Source organism: Pseudomonas sp. LBUM1679 (assembly GCF_059695565.1).
In genome coordinates, this window is record NZ_CP166774.1 from 5,797,248 (window position 1) to 5,816,625 (window position 19,378).

Annotated in this window: 21 protein-coding genes; 4 read left to right on the forward strand and 17 right to left on the reverse strand. The window is 58.3% G+C overall.

Features of this window, described 5'->3' with window-relative positions:
• Nucleotides 1-7: 7 nt before the first annotated feature.
• From tolB to ACA062_RS26495, 13 genes are all read right to left on the reverse strand, one after another.
• Nucleotides 8-1,258 (reverse strand): Tol-Pal system beta propeller repeat protein TolB, encoded by a 1,251-nt coding sequence (tolB, locus tag ACA062_RS26435; protein WP_371916822.1) that lies wholly within the window; start codon nt 1,256-1,258, stop codon nt 8-10.
• A 47-nt stretch (nt 1,259-1,305) separates the two neighbouring features.
• Nucleotides 1,306-2,403 carry a cell envelope integrity protein TolA gene (gene tolA / locus ACA062_RS26440; RefSeq protein WP_128872285.1) on the reverse strand — a complete coding sequence of 366 codons (1,098 nt, stop codon included), beginning with the start codon at nt 2,401-2,403 and terminating at the stop codon, nt 1,306-1,308.
• Entirely contained in the window at nt 2,403-2,855 is a 453-nt protein-coding gene (tolR, locus tag ACA062_RS26445) for a protein TolR (RefSeq protein ID WP_162493657.1), read from the reverse strand. Before tolR ends, tolA begins: the two co-directional genes overlap by 1 nt.
• Nucleotides 2,856-2,878: 23 nt before the next feature.
• Nucleotides 2,879-3,574, reverse strand: coding sequence for a protein TolQ (gene tolQ / locus ACA062_RS26450; protein ID WP_497453680.1), 696 nt, complete (start codon nt 3,572-3,574; stop codon nt 2,879-2,881).
• On the reverse strand, nt 3,564-4,031 hold the full coding sequence (gene ybgC, locus ACA062_RS26455; RefSeq protein WP_128872286.1) for a tol-pal system-associated acyl-CoA thioesterase: 468 nt from the start codon (nt 4,029-4,031) through the stop codon (nt 3,564-3,566). Before ybgC ends, tolQ begins: the two co-directional genes overlap by 11 nt.
• A 127-nt stretch (nt 4,032-4,158) precedes the next feature.
• On the reverse strand, nt 4,159-5,220 hold the full coding sequence (ruvB, locus tag ACA062_RS26460; protein WP_497453681.1) for a Holliday junction branch migration DNA helicase RuvB: 1,062 nt from the start codon (nt 5,218-5,220) through the stop codon (nt 4,159-4,161).
• Nucleotides 5,221-5,835 (reverse strand): Holliday junction branch migration protein RuvA, encoded by a 615-nt coding sequence (ruvA, locus tag ACA062_RS26465; protein ID WP_064679388.1) that lies wholly within the window; start codon nt 5,833-5,835, stop codon nt 5,221-5,223.
• A 115-nt stretch (nt 5,836-5,950) separates the two neighbouring features.
• Nucleotides 5,951-6,475 carry a crossover junction endodeoxyribonuclease RuvC gene (gene ruvC / locus ACA062_RS26470; RefSeq protein ID WP_128872288.1) on the reverse strand — a complete coding sequence of 175 codons (525 nt, stop codon included), beginning with the start codon at nt 6,473-6,475 and terminating at the stop codon, nt 5,951-5,953.
• A 134-nt stretch (nt 6,476-6,609) separates the two neighbouring features.
• The gene (locus ACA062_RS26475; RefSeq protein WP_497453682.1) at nt 6,610-7,356 is read right to left on the reverse strand and encodes a YebC/PmpR family DNA-binding transcriptional regulator; all 747 of its coding nucleotides are present in this window, start codon (nt 7,354-7,356) and stop codon (nt 6,610-6,612) included.
• Between the two features lie 123 nt (nt 7,357-7,479).
• Entirely contained in the window at nt 7,480-9,255 is a 1,776-nt protein-coding gene (gene aspS / locus ACA062_RS26480) for an aspartate--tRNA ligase (RefSeq protein WP_497453683.1), read from the reverse strand.
• 121 nt (nt 9,256-9,376) lie between these two features.
• Nucleotides 9,377-9,598, reverse strand: a complete 222-nt coding sequence (locus ACA062_RS26485) for an FmdB family zinc ribbon protein (RefSeq protein ID WP_010457489.1) — start codon at nt 9,596-9,598, stop codon at nt 9,377-9,379.
• 136 nt (nt 9,599-9,734) lie between these two features.
• Complete coding sequence (locus ACA062_RS26490) at nt 9,735-10,073, reverse strand: ribbon-helix-helix domain-containing protein (RefSeq protein ID WP_497453684.1); 339 nt, start codon at nt 10,071-10,073, stop codon at nt 9,735-9,737.
• 235 nt (nt 10,074-10,308) lie between these two features.
• Complete coding sequence (locus tag ACA062_RS26495) at nt 10,309-10,779, reverse strand: Dps family protein (protein ID WP_497453685.1); 471 nt, start codon at nt 10,777-10,779, stop codon at nt 10,309-10,311.
• A 308-nt stretch (nt 10,780-11,087) separates the two neighbouring features.
• Here ACA062_RS26495 and ACA062_RS26500 point away from each other — a divergent pair, with 308 nt between their 5' ends.
• The gene (locus ACA062_RS26500; protein WP_497453686.1) at nt 11,088-11,690 is read left to right on the forward strand and encodes a cold-shock protein; all 603 of its coding nucleotides are present in this window, start codon (nt 11,088-11,090) and stop codon (nt 11,688-11,690) included.
• Nucleotides 11,691-11,765: 75 nt separating this feature from the next.
• On the opposite strand, the gene ACA062_RS26505 is transcribed toward ACA062_RS26500, so the two are convergent.
• A complete protein-coding gene (locus tag ACA062_RS26505; protein WP_150784334.1) occupies nt 11,766-11,972 on the reverse strand; it encodes a SlyX family protein in 207 nt (68 codons plus the stop codon).
• A gap of 3 nt (nt 11,973-11,975) precedes the next feature.
• The gene (locus ACA062_RS26510) at nt 11,976-12,404 is read right to left on the reverse strand and encodes an HIT family protein (RefSeq protein WP_497453687.1); all 429 of its coding nucleotides are present in this window, start codon (nt 12,402-12,404) and stop codon (nt 11,976-11,978) included.
• A gap of 901 nt (nt 12,405-13,305) precedes the next feature.
• Here ACA062_RS26510 and ACA062_RS26515 point away from each other — a divergent pair.
• On the forward strand, nt 13,306-14,634 hold the full coding sequence (locus tag ACA062_RS26515; protein ID WP_497453688.1) for an OprD family porin: 1,329 nt from the start codon (nt 13,306-13,308) through the stop codon (nt 14,632-14,634).
• A gap of 141 nt (nt 14,635-14,775) precedes the next feature.
• Here ACA062_RS26515 and ACA062_RS26520 read toward each other — a convergent pair whose 3' ends face one another.
• Together ACA062_RS26520 and ACA062_RS26525 are read right to left on the reverse strand one after the other, a co-directional pair.
• Nucleotides 14,776-15,618 carry a mechanosensitive ion channel family protein gene (locus tag ACA062_RS26520; RefSeq protein WP_497453689.1) on the reverse strand — a complete coding sequence of 281 codons (843 nt, stop codon included), beginning with the start codon at nt 15,616-15,618 and terminating at the stop codon, nt 14,776-14,778.
• 137 nt (nt 15,619-15,755) lie between these two features.
• On the reverse strand, nt 15,756-16,241 hold the full coding sequence (locus ACA062_RS26525) for a YajQ family cyclic di-GMP-binding protein (RefSeq protein WP_018926510.1): 486 nt from the start codon (nt 16,239-16,241) through the stop codon (nt 15,756-15,758).
• 135 nt (nt 16,242-16,376) lie between these two features.
• Here ACA062_RS26525 and ACA062_RS26530 point away from each other — a divergent pair, with 135 nt between their 5' ends.
• Nucleotides 16,377-17,294 (forward strand): putative 2-dehydropantoate 2-reductase, encoded by a 918-nt coding sequence (locus tag ACA062_RS26530; RefSeq protein WP_497453690.1) that lies wholly within the window; start codon nt 16,377-16,379, stop codon nt 17,292-17,294.
• A gap of 45 nt (nt 17,295-17,339) precedes the next feature.
• Nucleotides 17,340-19,376, forward strand: a complete 2,037-nt coding sequence (locus ACA062_RS26535) for a sensor histidine kinase (protein WP_497453691.1) — start codon at nt 17,340-17,342, stop codon at nt 19,374-19,376.
• Nucleotides 19,377-19,378 lie beyond the last annotated feature (2 nt).

Consider the following 19,378-nt stretch of genomic DNA (forward strand, 5'->3'; position numbering starts at 1 on the left):
CGCCGCGTCAGTTCAGGTAAGGGGACCAGGACGGTTCTCTGACTTCGCCTTGTGCGGTAGGAAGCGGGAGCCTCACGCGTCCATTAATGGACACGAGCATCAAGACTCCCCGGCCCTGCTGGCGGGTGGCGTAGATTACCATGGTGCCGTTGGGCGCAACAGTAGGCGACTCGTCCAGAGTGCTATCAGTGAGTATCTTTACACTGCCGCGCTGCAAATCCTGGGCCGCTACCTTGAAATTGGTGAAGCCTTCCTGGCGATGGATCATGACCAGGGTCTTTTCGTCAGCCGACAGTTTAGGGTTGGCGTTGTAGTTACCGATGAAGGTCACACGCTCCGCACCACCGCCACCGGCGCTGGTCTTGTAGATCTGTGGCTTGCCGCCACGGTCGGAGGTGAAGTAGATGGTCGAACCATCCTTGCCCCAGAACGGTTCGGTGTTGATGCCGGGACCGTTGGTGACACGGGTGATCTGACGCGAACCCAGGTTCATCACGTAAATGTCCGGGTTACCGTCCTTGGACAGCACGAACGCCAGGCGATTGCCATCCGGCGACCAGGCTGGCGCACCGTTCAGGCCTTCGAAGTTGGTGATCTGCTCACGGCGACCGGTGTCGATGTTCTGCATGAAAATGCGCGGACGCTTCTGCTCGAACGAGACATAGGCGATGCGCTTGCCGTCCGGTGCGAAACGCGGCGACAGGATCGGCTCGCGCGATTGCAGCAGTGTCACGGCACGGGCACCGTCATAGTCCGAACGCTGCAGCGTATAGCGCGTGTTCTTCTCGGAGAAGCGCTCGGCGGTCACGTACAGCAGGCGCGTCGAGAACGCCCCCTTGATACCGGTGAGTTTTTCGAACGACTGGTCCGCGATGTAGTGCGACATGTCGCGCAACTGATCGACGCTGCCCGAGACGCTGCCGGTCAGCACTTGCTGCTCGGTGGCGACGTTGAACAGTGCGTATTGAACCTGCAGGCGACCGCCCGCCGGTGCAACGCTGCCGACCATGACGTACTGGGCGCCCAGTGCCTTGAAGTCACGGAAGATGATTTCGCTGGCCTGGCTCGGCTGGCTGATCATGTTCTGCTTTGGAATCGGCGAGTAGTAACCCGAGTTGCGCAGGTCGTTACCGATGATTTCGGCCATGTCGTCCGGCAGCACGCTGCCGCCCTGGTTGCCGAATGGAACGACGGCGATCGGAGTAGCCCGATCGCTGCCGCTGGTAACCAGAATGTTTTTTTCATCTGCTGTCGCCATACCTGCCAGGCAGCAGATAACGACAAGCATTCCTCGAAGAAGGTTTCTCACAAGGCTAGATCCTCAGGTGTGAATGTCATCTTGAATGAACGATAGGGAGCGAAATCGCTCGGTTTCATTCCCTGCATTTCTGTCAAACGTCCAATATTCTTGACCGCGGCTACCGCCGAAGCATCAAACGGACCATCGCCACTGGACCTGGCGACACTGACCGTAGCCAATGTACCGTCCGGCAACATGCCGATTTGCAACACGACCGTCATGCCTTTGCGTGCCGAAGGTGGACGAGCCCAGCCTTCCGCTGCACGAGCACGAATCAGGTCATCGAAACTGCCGGCGACTTCGTCACCCAGCTCATCCGCCAAGGCCTGCTGACGCTGCGGCGTGTCGGAAAGCAAATCTGCCAGGGCCTGGGCCTTTTTGTCTTCGGCGGATTTACGTGCCGCTTCCTGCGATTTCTTCTTCGCAGCATCGGCAGCAGCTTTCTTCTTCGCGTCTTCGGCGACTTTCTTCTTCGCCTCTTCAGCTTCAGACTTCTTCTTGGCGTCTTCCGCGGCTTTCTTCTTCGCGTCTTCGACGATCTTTTTCTTCGCTTCTTCAGCGGCCGCTTTCTTGGCCTCTTCCTCAGCTGCTTTCTTGGCTTCTTCTTCAGATTTCTTCTTGGCTATATCAGCCAATTGTTTCTCTTCGGCCTTTTTGGCTTCGGCGGTCTTCTTCGCTTCGTCGGCTTTCTTGGCTTCGTCGGCTTTCTTGGCTTCATCAGCCTTTTTTGCCTCTTCCGCTTTCTTGGTCTCGTCGGCCTTCTTGGATTCTTCGGCCTTTTGAGCCGCATCTTCCTTCTTTTGTTCCGCGGCCTTGATCGCTTCCTGCTCGATCTTTTTCTGTTCCATCTGTTCGACTTCGGTCTGGCGCGCGGCGGATTTCTTCGCCTCACCCGCAATCTTCTGATTAGTCTGGGTGGTCGCCTGACTTTTCGATTTCAGCTGGTACAGGGTCGCCTGGACAATTGGCTTGGCCGGCGGCAGTTCCGGTGTGAAGGCAAAACTGACGAACAGCATGCCAAATACCAGCACGTGCAAGACCAGCGCCCAGACACTAGGCCAGAAATAACTTTCCGAGGCGGACGGCTCTCGCATTTGCTGCATCAGGGTGCCTCGGTAATCAAGCCAACATTACCGACCCCGGCTTTCTGCAACCCGCCCATGGCGCCCATGACGGCACCGTAATCGACGGTCTTGTCGCCGCGGATGAACACCTGGGTGCGCTTGCCGTTACTGTTGCCGGCGCTGATGATCTTGGTCACCGCACTGGTCATCTGCGGCAAGGTCATGGCCTTGTCCTGCTGCTTTTCGGTGTCGACTTCGCTGCCAAGGTTCCAGTAATAGGTCTTGTCAGCCTTGATCGAAATGGTCAGGACCTGGGTGTTGTTGTCCTGCGGCAAGGCTTCGCTGGAAACCTTGGGCAGATCAACTTTCACGCCCTGATTGAGCATCGGCGCGGTCACCATGAAGATGACCAGCAGTACCAGCATCACGTCGATGTAGGGCACCACGTTCATCTCGGCGACCGGCTTGCGCTTTTTGCGAGCTCGAGCGATTAAAGCCATTGGAAATTACCTGCTTATTCTTCGCTGGTGTGCACTTTGCGGTGCAGGATCGCCTGGAATTCATCGGCGAAGGTGTAGTAACGGCTCAGCAGGGTTTCGCTGCGGGCAGCAAAACGGTTGTAAGCGATAACGGCCGGGATCGCGGCGAACAGACCGATCGCGGTGGCAATCAGTGCTTCGGCGATGCCTGGGGCCACAGTGGCCAGGGTCGCTTGCTGGGCAGTGGCCAGGCCACGGAAGGAGTTCATGATGCCCCAGACCGTACCGAACAGACCGATGTAGGGGCTGACGGAACCGACGGTGGCGAGGAACGGCAGGCTCTGCTCGAGTTTCTCTTCTTCACGGGAAATGGCGACGCGCATGGCACGGGCCACGCCTTCCATGACCGCTTCCGGATCAACGCCAGCCTGCTGACGCAGACGGGAGAATTCCTTGAAGCCGGCACGGAAGATCTGCTCGACACCCGAATCCGGGTCAGGGTTGCTGCCGGCCTGGCGGTAGAGTTTGGACAAATCGATGCCCGACCAGAAACGCTCCTCGAAGCTCTCCAGGGCACGTCGACCGGCGCGCAGCAAATTGCTGCGCTGAAAGATCATGATCCATGAGGTCACCGATGCGGCTACCAGGATCAGCATTACCAGTTGCACCACGATACTGGCATTGCTGACCAGGCTCCACATGGAGGAATGGTCGACGACGTTAGCTTCCACGCTTTATCTCCTGCTTTGAGTGTGTACCCGCGCCGCTCACGTCGGCAAAGGCCGTACGTAGAGCTTCGGGAATGGCCCGGGGTTTTAAACTGTCAGTGCGCACACAGGCCACCAGAAACTGCCCTTCACAGAGCAGCACATCATCCGTAGCCCGCCTGACCTGCTGCTTGAAACGCAGGCTGGCACGGTTCAATTCGATTACCTCGGCGCTTACCAGCAGTTCGTCGTCCAGTCGCGCCGGCGCGTGGTAACGCGCTTCGCTGGAATGCACGACAAACAACAGGTCCTCACCTGCCAGCGCCGACTGGGCAAAGCCCAGCTCCCGGAGCCGCTCGGTTCGAGCCCGTTCCATAAACTTGAGGTAATTGACGTAATACACGATGCCGCCCGCATCGGTGTCCTCGTAATAAACGCGACAACGAAATGCGAAAGGCCCAAGCCCGTTTTGCGCGCGCATACTCTAGTGCTTACTCCTCAGGTTGCCAATCCGGCCAGGCAACTGTTTTTCATTGTTCTGCGGCTTTCTCGCGAAAGTACGGTCCTAGGACAGCACAATGCCCGAAAATTCAACGCGCAAAAGTTAATTAATCGTCCACGGCATCGAGGAACTCGTCTACCACGGGCATCTCGCCCAATCGTGACGGAATGTTTAAACCGAAATGCAGATACGCATGCCGCGTCACCACCCGCCCCCGCGGTGTGCGCATGATGTAGCCCTGCTGGATCAGGTACGGCTCCAGCACGTCTTCAATGGTGTGGCGCTCTTCGCTGATGGCCGCGGCGAGGCTATCGACCCCGACCGGGCCACCGTCGAACTTCTCGATCATGGTCAGCAACAGACGTCTGTCCTGGTGATCGAAGCCACGCTCATCGACATCCAGCAGGTTCAAGGCCAGGTCGGCGATCGGTTTGGTGATGTGGCCCTTGGCGCGAACCTCGGCATAGTCCCGCACCCGGCGCAACAGGCGGTTGGCGATCCGCGGGGTGCCGCGGGCACGACGGGCGATTTCAAAGGCGCCTTCCGGGTCCAGCGGCAAGCCGAGGATGGTCGCCGAACGGCCGACAATCGTTGCCAGGTCGGCGGTGCTGTAGAACTCAAGGCGCTGGACGATGCCGAAACGGTCACGCAACGGATTGGTCAGCATGCCGGCTCGCGTGGTCGCACCGACCAGGGTGAATGGCGGCAGATCGAGCTTGATCGAGCGCGCAGCCGGCCCTTCGCCGATCATGATGTCGAGCTGGAAATCCTCCATCGCCGGGTACAGCACTTCTTCGACGATCGGCGAGAGTCGATGGATCTCGTCGATGAACAGCACATCGTGGGGCTCAAGGTTGGTCAGGAGCGCAGCCAGGTCACCCGGGCGCTCAAGGACCGGGCCCGAAGTGCTTTTGATCGACACCCCCATTTCCTGGGCGATGATGTTGGCCAGGGTGGTCTTGCCCAGACCTGGCGGGCCGAAGATCAATGTGTGGTCCAGGGACTCGTTACGTCCACGGGCCGCCTGGATGAACAATTCCATTTGCTCGCGAACGGTCGGCTGGCCAATGTATTCGGCCAGGCTGACGGGGCGAATGGCCCGGTCCTGGACTTCCTCGCGGTCACGGGGAGCACCCGTGGCGGCGATCAGACGGTCAGCTTCAATCACTTAAATCATTCCCTTCAGGGCGCGACGAATCATGTCTTCACTGCTCAAACCTTTCTCCTTGATCGCGGAAATCGCCTTGCTGGCTTCCTGTGGCTTGTAGCCCAGGGAAATCAGCGCGCTGACCGCGTCATTTTCGGCGGTGGCGACCGGAGCCGCATCCGGCCCGCCCGGCTGGTTTGGCACCAGCGCGAACATCGCCGGTACAGTTTCCCAGGCCTTGAAGCGGTCCTTGAGTTCCACCAGCAAACGCTCGGCAGTCTTCTTGCCCACGCCCGGCACCTTGGTCAGGGCCGAGGTGTCCTGGGACTGCACGCAACGCACCAGCTCATCGACTTCCAGACTCGACATCAAGGCCAGGGCCAGTTTCGGCCCTACACCATTGAGACGGATCAACTCGCGAAAAAAGTCTCGCTCACGCTTGCCGAAGAAGCCATAGAGTAACTGCGCGTCTTCGCGTACGACTAAATGGGTGTGCAAGGTCAGCGGTTCACCGACCGACGGCAAGCGATACAGCGTGGTCATGGGCACTTCCAGCTCATACCCCAGACCATTTACATCCAGAATCAGGTGCGGCGGCTGTTTCTCAGCCAGTGTGCCGCGCAAGCGTCCAATCACGTTTCAGATCCTTGAGCGTTGGCCAGATCAATGCTGGCGACTGACGGAACAAGGGTTTTGCGCCGACGACCCAGGCGCAAAACCCTCACTCCACAAAAAATGATTGCTGATGCTATCAGAGACGCAGGCGCCCGCCACGACTGCGTGCCGCGCCCAGGCCATGCGGCAACAGGCTGGAACGGGTGTGAGCATGGCAAATGGCAATGGCCAGGGCGTCCGAGGCATCGATTTGCGGCTTGCTGGTCAATTTCAGCATGTGCATGACCATCATCTGCACCTGCTCTTTATTGGCCGCGCCGGTGCCGGTCACGGCCTGTTTGACCTGGGTGGCGGTGTATTCGGCGATTTCCAGGTTCTCTTCGGCGCCGGCAACGATGGCTGCGCCGCGGGCCTGACCGAGCTTCAACGCCGAGTCGGCGTTGCGCGCCATGAACACCTTTTCGATGCCCATGGTGACCGGTCCGTAGGTCTGGATGACCTCACGCACGCTGCGATAGACGATTTGCAGGCGTTCGTGCAACTCGCCGGAACCGGTGCGGATGCAGCCCGATGCCACGTATACGCAGCCACGGCCGGTATCACATACCACGCCATAACCGGTGATGCGCGAACCGGGGTCGATACCAAGAATTAAAGTCATAACGCCTGCAACGCTGATGCAAATGTCCGAGGGAATTGTAGGAGCTGGCTTGCCAGCGAAGGCGGCCTCAAGACTTGCACAAGTTCAAGGGCCTCTTCGCTGGCAAGCCAGCTCCTACAATGAGGGCGTAGCATTCAGGTTAGCTGTGCGGCGACCGATTCAGGAATGTCCGCGTTGGAATAGACGTTCTGCACATCATCCAGGTCTTCAAGCATGTCGATCAGCTTGAGTACCTTCTCGGCGCCTTCCAGGTCCAGTTCGGCACTGGTGGTGGGCAGCATGACGATTTCCGCGTCATCACCTTTGAAACCGGCGGCTTCCAGGGCGTTACGCACCGAGTAGAAACCGGCGAACGAAGTGAATACGTCAATGGAACCGTCTTCGTGGGTGACCACATCATCGGCGTCGGCCTCCATGGCCGCTTCGATCAGCGAGTCTTCATCGACGCCCGGCGCGAAGGAGATCTGGCCCTTGCGTTCGAACAGGTAAGCCACCGAGCCGTCGGTACCGAGGTTGCCGCCACACTTGCTGAACGCATGGCGCACAGCCGCTGCGGTACGGTTGCGGTTGTCGGTCATGCACTCGACCATCACCGCCACACCACCTGGGCCGTAGCCTTCGTAGGTCAGTTCGACCATGTCGTCGGTGTCGGCCGCACCGGCACCACGGGCCACCGCGCGATCGATGATGTCGCGGCTCATGTTCGCGCCAAGGGCCTTGTCCAGCGCCAGTCGCAAACGCGGGTTGGAACCCGGATCAGCGCCACCCTGACGGGCAGCGACAGTCAGCTCACGAATCCACTTGGTGAAAATCTTGCCCTTCTTGGCATCCTGACGTTCTTTGCGGTGCTTGATGTTCGCCCACTTGGAATGACCCGCCATATCTCGCTCCGAATTCTCTTTGAAACATTGCCCGCCACGCCATGACGCGCCAGCCGGCAAATAAAAATCTCGACCTGTCTATAAAGAAAGGGCGCATCCGAAGATGCGCCCGCAAGGTCAGCCTTACTCAGCTTTTGGCGTTTCGCGCAGACGAATGTGCAGTTCGCGCAATGCCTTGGCATCGACCAGTCCCGGAGCCTGCGTCATGACGCAAGCCGCGCTCTGGGTTTTCGGGAAGGCGATCACTTCACGGATCGACTGGGCGCCGGTCATCAGCATCACCAGACGGTCCAGACCGAAGGCCAGGCCACCGTGCGGCGGCGCGCCGTATTTCAGGGCGTCGAGCAGGAAGCCGAATTTCTCTTCCTGTTCCGCTTCGCTGATACCCAGCAGACGGAACACCGACTGTTGCATTTCCTTGCGGTGGATACGGATCGAACCGCCACCCAGCTCGGTGCCGTTCAGCACCATGTCGTAGGCACGGGACAGCGCGGTTGCCGGGTTGGCTTCCAGTTCTTCCGGGGTGCACTTCGGCGCAGTGAACGGGTGGTGCAAGGCGGTGAAACTGCCGTCGTCGTTCTCTTCGAACATCGGGAAGTCGACGACCCACATCGGTGCCCACTCGCAGGTCAGCAGGTTCAGATCGTTACCGACCTTGATCCGCAGCGCGCCCAGGGCTTCGCTGACGATCTTGGCTTTGTCGGCACCGAAGAACACGATGTCGCCGTCAACCGCGCCGACGCGATCAAGGATCGTGTTCAGGGCTGCTTCAGGGATATTTTTGACGATAGGCGATTGCAGCCCCTCGACGCCCTTGGCGCGCTCGTTGACCTTGATGTACGCCAGGCCCTTGGCACCGTAGATGCCGACGAACTTGGTGTAGTCGTCGATCTTGCTGCGCGGCATGCTCGCCCCGCCTGGTACGCGCAGAGCGGCAACGCGGCTTTTCGGATCGTTGGCCGGGCCACTGAAGACCTTGAATTCAACGTCTTTGAGCTGGTCGGCAACGTCAACCAGTTCCAGCGGGTTACGCAGGTCCGGCTTGTCGGAACCGTAACGGCGCATGGCCTCGTCCCAGGTCATGTGCGGGAATTCGGCGAATTCCACGTCCAGCACTTCCTTGAACAGGTTGCGGATCATGCCTTCGGTAATGCCGATGATGTCTTTTTCATCGAGGAAGCTGGTTTCGATGTCGATCTGAGTGAATTCAGGCTGACGGTCGGCACGCAGGTCTTCGTCGCGGAAGCACTTGGCGATCTGGTAGTAGCGATCGAAGCCAGCCACCATCAGCAGTTGCTTGAACAGCTGCGGCGATTGCGGCAAGGCGAAGAAGCTACCTGCGTGAGTACGGCTCGGCACCAGGTAATCGCGAGCACCTTCCGGGGTGGCGCGAGTCAGGATCGGCGTCTCGACGTCGAGGAAGCCGTTCTCGTCCAGGTAGCGACGAATGCTGGTGGTCATGCGCGAACGCAGGCGCAGCTTCTCGAGCATTTCCGGACGACGCAGGTCGATGAAGCGATAACGCAGGCGGGTTTCTTCGCCGACGTCGGAGAACTCGTTGAGCGGGAACGGCGGGGTTTCCGCTTCGTTCAGCACTTCCAGCTCGTAGCCCAGCACTTCGATCATGCCCGACGCCATGTTGGCGTTGCCGGCACCGGCCGGACGCAGGCGGACCTTACCGGTGACCTTGACCACGTACTCGCTGCGCACACGATCGGCGGCGGCGAAGGTTTCAGCGCGGTCCGGGTCGAACACCACCTGGGCCAGACCGTCACGATCACGGATATCGAGGAAAATCACCCCACCGTGGTCACGGCGACGGTGAACCCATCCGCAAAGGGTAATTTCCTGGCCTTCCAGGCTTTCGTTCAGTTGGCCGCAATAATGGCTGCGCATCATGGTAGTGGTTTCACTTCTCGTAATTCGAAATTCGTTTGGAGACCTTGCGCATATCCTGCCCGTGAAAGGCGCCAGATGGTGCAAGAGCTCACGCGTAGTCGTTCAACTCAGGTTTTGAACCCTAGTCAGCTTTGTCGCCGCCGGCCAGATTCTTCTTCGAACCGGTCTTGAAGTCGGTTTCGTACCAGCCGGTGCCGCTGAGGCGGAAGCCCGGCATGGACAGCATCTTCTTAAGCTCTGGCGCCTGGCAGGCAGGGCAGTCGACCAGCGGTGCTGCGCTGATCTTTTGAATGGCTTCCAACTGATGACCACAGGAAGCACATTGATAGTCGTACATCGGCATGGGGGTTGTCTCGGCGATCAGATTGCTACCGCTCACGCTGGGTTTTGCGGCAAAGAGCGGGATTATATCCATTAAATGCAGCCTGTGCAGCCGTAAGACTGCACAGATCGACACTCGACGCATTCCACCGCCACCGCTAGGCCGTAGCCGGGCAACTCCCTTCCTTCTGGCTGTGCACCACACAGACAACCCGTACCAGTGCGCTGAAATTCTTCACCCCGCCGTGCCGCAAATGCACTTCTCGGTCCACATGAGACAGCAGCGCACTGATCGAGCAACGATTGACCTTGGCGATTTCGCCCAAAATATCCCAATAAACCTGTTCAAGCCGCAAACAGGTCGCAAAACCATTCAACCGCACTGACCGGGATAATGGCTCGGCCAGCCCCATATCGAATTCTCTGACAAATGGATCGATCCTTATCTCCTTGGGTAGACCCCACCTTGCCTCGCTTTGCCTGCCTTCATTGACCATACCGGTGACACTCCTTTGTCATACCTGGTTTTTATAAGAGCCCTGTTGCGATTCTTATAAAAGCGCAGGCGCAAAGTTATCTCCAGATGACTTTATGACCATCGACGTAGGATAAGCCAACAGCTGAAGACAGATCATGGAGACCGCCCCGGTCAGAACAATTTCCCACACAACCTGGTGCCAAATCATTCAAGCGCGAACAACACTTGATGCGTGTCATCCGCGCTCGAGTCTGTTACTGGTCGAGCAGTGATCGCAGCATCCACGCGGTTTTCTCGTGGACCTGCATACGCTGGGTCAGCAGGTCGGCCGTCGGCTCGTCACTGACTTTATCGAGCAGCGGAAAGATCCCGCGCGCGGTACGCGTGACCGCTTCCTGCCCCTCGACCAATTGCCTGATCATGTTGTCGGCACTGGGCACACCCTCTTCTTCCTTGATAGAAGAAAGACGCGCATAAACGGAATAGGCACCCGGCGCCGGAAAGCCGAGCGCACGAATTCGCTCGGCAATCGAGTCGACGGCCAGGGCCAACTCGTTATATTGCTCCTCGAACATCAAGTGCAAAGTGCGAAACATGGGACCGGTGACATTCCAATGGAAGTTATGGGTTTTCAAATACAGTACATAAGTGTCCGACAGCAGGCGTGAGAGCCCCTCTACGATGGACTTGCGATCCTCTTCACTGATTCCGATATCGATTGCCATGCGCTTCCCCTAAAGGTGATGAAATTCATCCGACAGGTGCAACACCACTGTAGCAAGCCTGTCGCCGCACCGCAGCCCTGGATGCCCCGGTGATCTGCGCCAAACCGTCCCCGGCTAACCGCTGGACTCCTTGATTTGAGTAGCCTGCGGCTTTGCTGTTAAATAGGCGGTGTGTCGTCGGCCTCTATTTTTCCGGGTGCTGCGCATAGGCTGATAGCGGGTACGTGCCCAACGCCTCTTATTGTTCTGAAGCGAACCGTGCTCCGTCAGCTCTTCCTTGTGATCCGTCTTAACGTGAGTTAATCAAAATGTTGAAAATCGTCCACCTGCTAATGGGCGCAGCAGCCCTGCTGCTGTCCTTCATCCCTAGCCTGCAACCTGAAGCTGTTCCTTACCTGCAACAACCCGATGCGCTGTACCTGGCCTTTTTCGGCCTGCTCAACCTCACCCTCGCACCTGTCATTCCCTACTGGAACAAAGGTGCGCGTCATCAATTGCAAAACCTGGTCAGCGCCCTGCTGGTCCTGGCTGTTGTCTTGCAAACCCTGACGCTGATCGCGAAGATGCCTGTCATCGCCGGTCAACCTGCCGTTCTGTTCAGCCTGATCGCTGCCCTGATCGCCGTTCTCCTGCACCTGGCCATCAGCTTCTACAAATCGTCACCGGCCGCCGCGTCGCCAAGCTATGACATGAGCAACCGCGATACGGGCACCGTCAAGTGGTTCAACACCTCCAAAGGCTTCGGCTTTATTTCCCGTGATTCCGGCGATGATATTTTCGTGCATTTCCGGGCCATTCGGGGCGAAGGCCATCGTGTCCTGGTCGAAGGCCAGCGCGTTGAGTTCTCCGTCATGAACCGTGACAAGGGCCTGCAAGCCGAAGATGTGATCGCCGCTTTGCCGCGACGCTGATTCAAGGCTGAAAAAAACCGCGAACAGCCTGGCTGTTCGCGGTTTTTTATTGCGCGTCCATTGGACCCCGCGGGTTCAATAGTGCGGCGGAGGCGCCTCTTCTTCGAAGGACTCGAACTGGCCGACCATTTCCTCCTGGCGCTTGAGCAATGCCGCCATTTGCAATTGCAGGCGCTCAACCACCCGCTGCTGTGCCGCCAGCACATCATTCAATGCCTGGATGGTGTCATCCTGAAATGCCATTTGGCTCTCCAGATCGGTAACGCGTGCTTCCAGGCTCATGATTCAGCCCTCCACAAAAAAAGTGAAATCATCGGTTAACACCAGACGCAGCCGCTCACGTATCGCCGCGACCTGCTCGGCACTGTAAGGCAACGCCTCGTGCTTGCCCCAGACCGGGGCTGGCCACGCCGCGTCCTCGCGTTTGCGCACAATCACATGCATGTGCAGCTGACTGACGACGTTACCCAGGGCCGCGACGTTCAATTTGTCCGCGTCGAACGAGTCCTTTAGCGTTTCCGCCAGCGCAGTCGTTTCCTGCCACAGCTGCTGTTGATCTGCGACATCCAACTGAAATATCTCACTGATATCCTCGCGGCGTGGCACCAGGATGAACCAGGGATAGTTCGAGTCGTTGGACAACAGCAACCGGCAAAGTGGGAAATCCCCGATCGGTAGCGTGTCTTGTTGAAGTCGTGGATCTAAAGCGAACATCGCGCGCACTCCCGCCTGGTCATTCATTTTCAGCTTAGCGTCCGTCCAGCGGGACGGCGCACCAAGCGACAGGACGGCAGCATACCCGCGATCGGCGCGTGCTTCACGCCGAAACCCGTCAAAGCGAGCCCAAGCATGAACAAGCGACCCAACCTGGGACATTTTCCATCGAGACGCACCAACACAGAACCGAGGCAGACGAAAAAACGCCGAAATGACTGATTAACAACGATGCGTTCCAATTCTCCAGAGGGCGGCACTGTGTGAAATCAGCACAGCGATCAGGATTTTTTGCACCAAAACCGCACAGTGCGTCTACGCTGAGTGCGACGGGCATCCGCCGTTTACTCACTGGCGGGGTGAACCGGTAACGTTTTTGGCTGTAACGCTGTCGGCCAAGGTGACGCAACACCATGCAAACCATGGCGTCAAGCACCTGCAAACCAGGCTCGAACCCCAGGATTCATGAGGTTTTTATAGCGCCAGGCAGGCCTTCAGAAAAAAACCGCGATGGATTTCTGATTTGTGCACGCTTGTTGCATTCACACCCACATCGCCTTTATCGCGTCCGCTGGAAGCGGAAGCCTTCAGGCCCATAAAAACAGTGGCAGGGTTGCCCGATGGAGATTCGAACGTTTCACCAGGGACTCTTTTTACCGATACTCAAGCCCGGGAAAACGACGCTGAAGTTGTCAATCCACTTGCGTCGGGGCTGCAAATTTGCGACATCTACCCAGCCATTTGCGACAGGGTCGTAAAGAAGCTGAAAGGTGAGGTACGCAAGTATCGCCAACATGGTCGGCGTGATATAAGTTTGCGCCGACACAAAAAGAAAGAGCCGCCCAGATAATAAAACAGGTGGGACGGCAGTACTCTTCTAAAACCAAAGGAGCAAATCACGATGCGCGTGATGAAGTGGAGCATGATCGCACTGGCAGTTGCAGCAGCAGCCGGTACTCAATTGGCAACGGCCGCACCTTTCGTAGGCGACCAGGCCGAAGCCAAAGGTTTTGTTGAAGACGCAAAATTCGACTTGCTGCTTCGCAACTACTATTTCAACCGTAACAAGAAAGATGGCGCAGTCGACGATAAAGACTGGACTCAGGGTTTCCACGGTGTATTCAGCTCCGGTTACACCCAAGGCACCGTAGGTTTTGGTGTTGACGCCTTCGGTTACCTGGCGATCAAACTGGACGGTACCGACGAGCACTCCGGTTCGGGCAACCTGAGCACTAACGCTGCTGGCGAAAACAATGACAGCCAGGGCAAGGCAGGCGGCGCAGTCAAAGTTCGCGTTTCCAAAACCGAACTGAAATTCGGTGAAATGCAGCCAAGCACCGCCCCGGTGTTCGCTGTTGGCGGCTCCCGCATCCTTCCGCAAACTGCTACCGGTTTCCAACTGCAGAGCAGCGAAGTCAAAGACCTTGACCTCGAAGCCGGTCACTTCTACTCGGCCAGCAGCCAGGACAAAAACTCCAGCAAAGGTGGCCTGTACGCCAACTACGCCGGTGTAGAAGCCAAGACCATTGATTACGCTGGTGGCAAGTACGGCATTACCGAGAACCTCAGCGCATCGCTGTATGGCGCTCAGCTGGAAGACATCTGGAACCAGTACTACGCCAACCTGAACTACACCATTCCAATGGGTGGCGATCAGTCGGTTAACCTGGACGGTAACATCTACCGCACAGACGATACCGGTAGCGCTAACGCGGGCGAAATCAGCAACACAGCTTACTCGCTGGCAGCTGCTTTCTCGTTCCTGAAGGCTCATACCTTCACCCTCGGCTTCCAGAAAGTTAACGGCGACACTCCGTTCGACTACATCGGCGTAGGCAAGAACAACCGCGGCGGCGACTCGATCTTCCTCGCCAACTCCATCCAGTACTCTGACTTCAACGGTCCTGGCGAGAAGTCGGCTCAAGCACGTTACGACCTGAAAATGGCCGAATACGGCGTTCCTGGCCTGAGCTTCATGACCCGTTACGTTAAAGGCTGGGATATCGACGGCAGCGGCACGCAGGCAGGCAGCCCTTACACTGGTCTGTATGGCGAAGATGGCAAACACCACGAAACCAACGTTGAAGCCAAATACGTAGTACAGGCTGGCCCGGCCAAAGATCTGTCCTTCCGTATCCGTCAAGCATGGCACCGCGCCAACACTGACCAGGGCGAAGGCGATATCGACGAGTTCCGTCTGATCGTCGACTACCCGCTGTCGATCTTGTAATCGAAAGCAGTTAGTTTGCGGCAATAAAAAAAAGGCCCATCTTCGGATGGGCCTTTTTTATTGACTACTGCATTGTGCTTAACAAATCGGACTCTAGTGGACACCCCTGGCCGAAAGGCCAAACATGAACTGAACGGTTCATTACGCCGGCGCGGAGTCCTGAACGACTCGAATGACCCGTTGCGGAAACGGAATATCGATGCCGGCTGCTCTCAGACGATCGCGCGATTGTTCGTTGAACATGAACATCACACTCCAATAATCGGCCGTTTTCACCCACACACGCAGGGAAACAGTGATCGAACTGTCGCCCAAGGTGGAAATCACCGCTTCCGGAGCAGGTTCGGCCAATACACGCGGGTCCTTCGCCAGTTCCAGCAATACTTCACGGGCCTTTTGCAAGTCCGCTTCGTAATCCACGCCCACATCAAACACAACCTTGCGGGTCGGCTGACGGTTAGTGTTGGTGATGATGCCGTTCGACAGATTGCCGTTAGGGACGATGATGGTTTTGTTATCGCCGGTGCGCAGCACGGTATGGAAAATCTGGATGCTGTCGACGGTACCGGCCACGCCCTGGGCTTCAATCCAGTCGCCAATGCGGAACGGGCGGAACAACAGAATCAGCACGCCGCCGGCGAAGTTCGCCAGGCTGCCCTGCAAGGCCAGGCCAATGGCCAGACCGGCCGCACCGATGGCAGCAACGAACGAAGTGGTTTCCACGCCGATCATCGAGGCCACGCTGACGATCAGCAGCACCTTGAGAATAATGTTCGCCAGACTGCTGATGAAGCCTTGCAGCGCCAGGTCGGCGTTACGCAGCGCCAGCAGCCCGCCGAGCTTTTGCGTCACTTTGTTGATCAGCCACCAGCCGATGGCCAGGGTGATGATCGCCAGCAGTACACGACTGCCATATTCCATGATCATCGGAATCCAGGCTTGGGATGCCTTGACCAGATTGTCCACTTCAGCATTCAAATCCATCTTCTTTCTCCTGATTTCCGGCTATCCGGCACGCAAAAATGTGCGGCAGAAGGGACTGACCCCTTTCGGGCTCAATCGATTCTGCCGATGCTTGGGCCTCGGACGCCGAAAACGCCGAGAGGTTCCCGCCTCAAAGGTCAGTCGCGGAAGTTATTGAACTGCAGTGGCATGTCGAAGGTCTTGGCGCGCAGGGCCGCGATGGCTTCCTGCAAGTCATCACGCTTCTTGCCGGTAATACGCACTTGCTCGCCCTGAATCGCAGCCTGGACCTTGAGTTTGGCGTCTTTGACGTGAGCGACAATCTTCTTCGCCAGCTCCTTGTCGATGCCTTCCTTGAGGACGGCTTCCTGCTTCATCAATTTGCCTGAAGCATAGGCATCCTTGACTTCGAGGCACTGCACGTCGATTTTGCGCTTGACCAGGGCCAGCTTGAGGATCTCAATCATCGCTTCGAGCTGGAAATCGGCTTCAGCGGTCAGGTTGACGGTCAGGTCCTTTTCCTTGAACTCGAAGCTGCCCTTGCCTTTCAGGTCATAACGGCGATCGAGTTCCTTGACGGCGTTCTCGACCGCGTTGGTGACTTCGTGTTTGTCCAGTTCGGATACCACGTCGAACGACGGCATGTAATCTCTCCAAATAAAAAGGCGCGCCAATGGAGCACGCCTGGCTTGCGGTTAAAATCCGCGCTGATTATAACGGGTCTTTCTCATCATTCACTGCGAGCCTCCCATGCGCGCCTTAAACAGAGCAAAAAGCTGATGTCTACCACCTGGCATGTTCTGGGCGCCGGCAGCCTTGGCACCTTATGGGCGACACGACTGGCGCGAGCCGAGGTGCCGGTCCGGCTGATTGTGCGCGACGCCGCGCGCCTGCAGGCGTACGGCGCGGCAGGCGGGTTGACGCTGGTCGAACACGGTGCAGCGCAATGCTACCCCGTCCCCGCCGAGACGCCCGACAGCGCTGAGCCGATCAATCGACTGCTGGTGGCCTGCAAAGCCTACGACGCCGAGCACGCCGTGGCCCGGGTGGCACCGCGCCTGGCACCCGGCGCCGAACTGATTCTGTTGCAGAACGGTCTTGGCAGTCAGGATGCCGTCGCAGCCCAGGTGCCGCAGGCGCGCTGCATCAGCGCTTCAAGCACCGAAGGGGCCTTTCGCGATGGCGACTGGCGTGTGGTATTCGCCGGACACGGTTACACCTGGCTGGGGGACGCCGGTCATCCGGTGGCGCCGATCTGGCTGGATGATCTGGACGTCGCAGGTATTCCCCACGAATGGAGCACCGATATCCTGACCCGGCTGTGGCGAAAACTGGCGCTCAACTGTGCGATCAATCCGTTGACCGTGCTGCACGATTGTCGCAACGGCGGTCTGCAGGACCATCATTGCGAAGTCGCCACCCTCTGCGGCGAACTGGCGGAACTGCTCGAGCGTTGCGGCCAACCGGCAGCCGCCGAGGACCTGCAATCGGAAGTCGAACGGGTGATCCACGCCACCGCCGCCAATTATTCGTCGATGTACCAGGACGTCAGCCACGGGCGTCGGACCGAAATCAGCTACCTGTTGGGGCATGCCTGCAAAGTGGCCGTCCGGCATCAGTTGAACCTGCCGCACCTCAATCAACTTCAGCAACGGTTGAGGACCCATCTGCATAGCCTTGGATTGCCCAGCGACTGAGCAGCGGCTACGCTGGCCACTTGTTCCTTTTCAGCGATGAACCTGATGCCACTGCGCCAGCGCCTCGAAAACCTTCCAGTCGGCCAGAAACTGCTGGCCGCCCTGCTGGTGCTGTTGACCACCGTCCTGCTGGTCGCCAACCTGACGTTTATCAGCGCTGCGTACTACATTTCCCAGGAAAGCATGGCACCCCAGGCCTTGCAGACCATCGGCCGACTGGTGTCCAACCCGAGCCTGGTGTCCGACGCCCTGAAGTCGCCGCAAAGCGCCGAACGCTTGCTCAACGAACTCAACAGCTATTCCCCCCTGCGCGCAGCGGCCCTTTATGACGGCAAGGGCGAGCGACTGGCGCAGCTGCAGCATGGCGAAAAGCTGAAGCTGCCGGAGCACTACCGGCACATCGAATCCTGGCAGGCCACCGAGTTTCGCAGCAATCAAGTGATCACCCTGCCCCGCCCGGGCACTGCGCCCGGGCACCTGTTACTGGTGGCCAGCAGCGAATTGCCGATGGCGTTCTACACCGGCACCCTGACCGCCAGCCTCGGGATTCTGATCTTCAGTGTGCTGTTGTGGCTGGTGATCGCCCGGCAGATCAAACGGCTGATCACCCGGCCGATCCATCAGCTCGAAGAGTTGTCCCGGCAAGTGACCCGGGAGGAGAACTACGCCCTGCGCGCCTCCCGCGGCAACCATGACGAAATCGGCAGTCTTGCCGAGGCATTCAATACCATGCTCTCGCGCATCGAGGCCAGGGAACAGCAACTCAAACGGGCGCGGGATGATTCCCAGGCCGCTTATGACCAGGCCCAGGGCTTGGCCGAAGAAACCCGTCATACCAATCGCAAGCTGGAACTGGAAGTCCAGGTGCGCAGCAAGATCGAAAAGAAGCTCACCGGGTTCCAGAACTACCTCAACAGCATTATCGACTCCATGCCCTCGGCATTGATTGCCCTCGATGAACAACTCTATGTCACCCAGTGGAATCAGGAGGCCAGCGCCCTGTCCGGCACGCGCCTGGACGAGGCCTTGAACCAGCCGATTTTCCTCGCCTTCGAACCGCTCAAGCCGTTTCTGCCGCAGCTCAAGCAAACCGTCGAACAGCATACGGTGGCCAAGATCGAGCGCGTGACCTGGTTCAAGGACGAAGAACCCAGGCACTACGCCCTGACCTTCTATCCGCTGATGGGCGGCGCCGGGCGTGGCGTGGTGATCCGGATCGACGACATCACCCAGCGCCTGTCCCTGGAAGAAATGATGGTGCAGTCGGAAAAAATGCTGTCGGTTGGCGGTCTCGCCGCCGGCATGGCCCATGAGATCAACAACCCGTTGGGGGCGATCCTGCACAACGTGCAAAACATTCGCCGGCGCCTGTCCCCCGACCTGCCCAAAAACCTTGAACAGGCCGAGCAAATCGGTGTTCAACTGGAGACGGTCAACCAATACCTGCAAGCGCGGGAAGTGCCGCAGTTGCTCGATGGCATTCAACAGGCCGGGGCCCGGGCGGCAAAGATCGTTACCCACATGCTCAGCTTCAGCCGCCGCAGCACCCGGCAGATGGCACCGTGCGATCTGCCGGCGCTGATCGACCAAGCGGTGGAAATTGCCGGAAACGACTTCGACCTGGCGATCGGTTTCGATTTCAAGGGCCAGGCGATCATCCGCCAGTTCGATCCGCAGCTCGGCCCGGTACCCGGCACCGCCAACGAATTGGAGCAAGTGCTGCTCAACCTGTTGAAAAACGCCGCCCAAGCGATTCACCAACGCGAAGACGACCGTGAACCCGGGCGGATCATTCTGCGCACCCGGCTGAATCCTCCCTGGGCGGAAATCCAGGTCGAGGACAACGGCATCGGCATGAGCGAGAGCGTGCGCAAGCGTACATTCGAACCGTTCTTTACCACCAAGGAAATCGGCCAGGGCACCGGCCTTGGCCTGTCGGTTTCGTATTTCATCATCACCAACAACCACAAGGGCCAGATGGAAGTGCAATCGACCCTCGGGCAAGGCACCTGCTTTACCTTGCGCCTACCCTTGGCGGGCACCCCGCTCGTCTCTCAAGAACTCAATCAGCTATCGAGGTAACC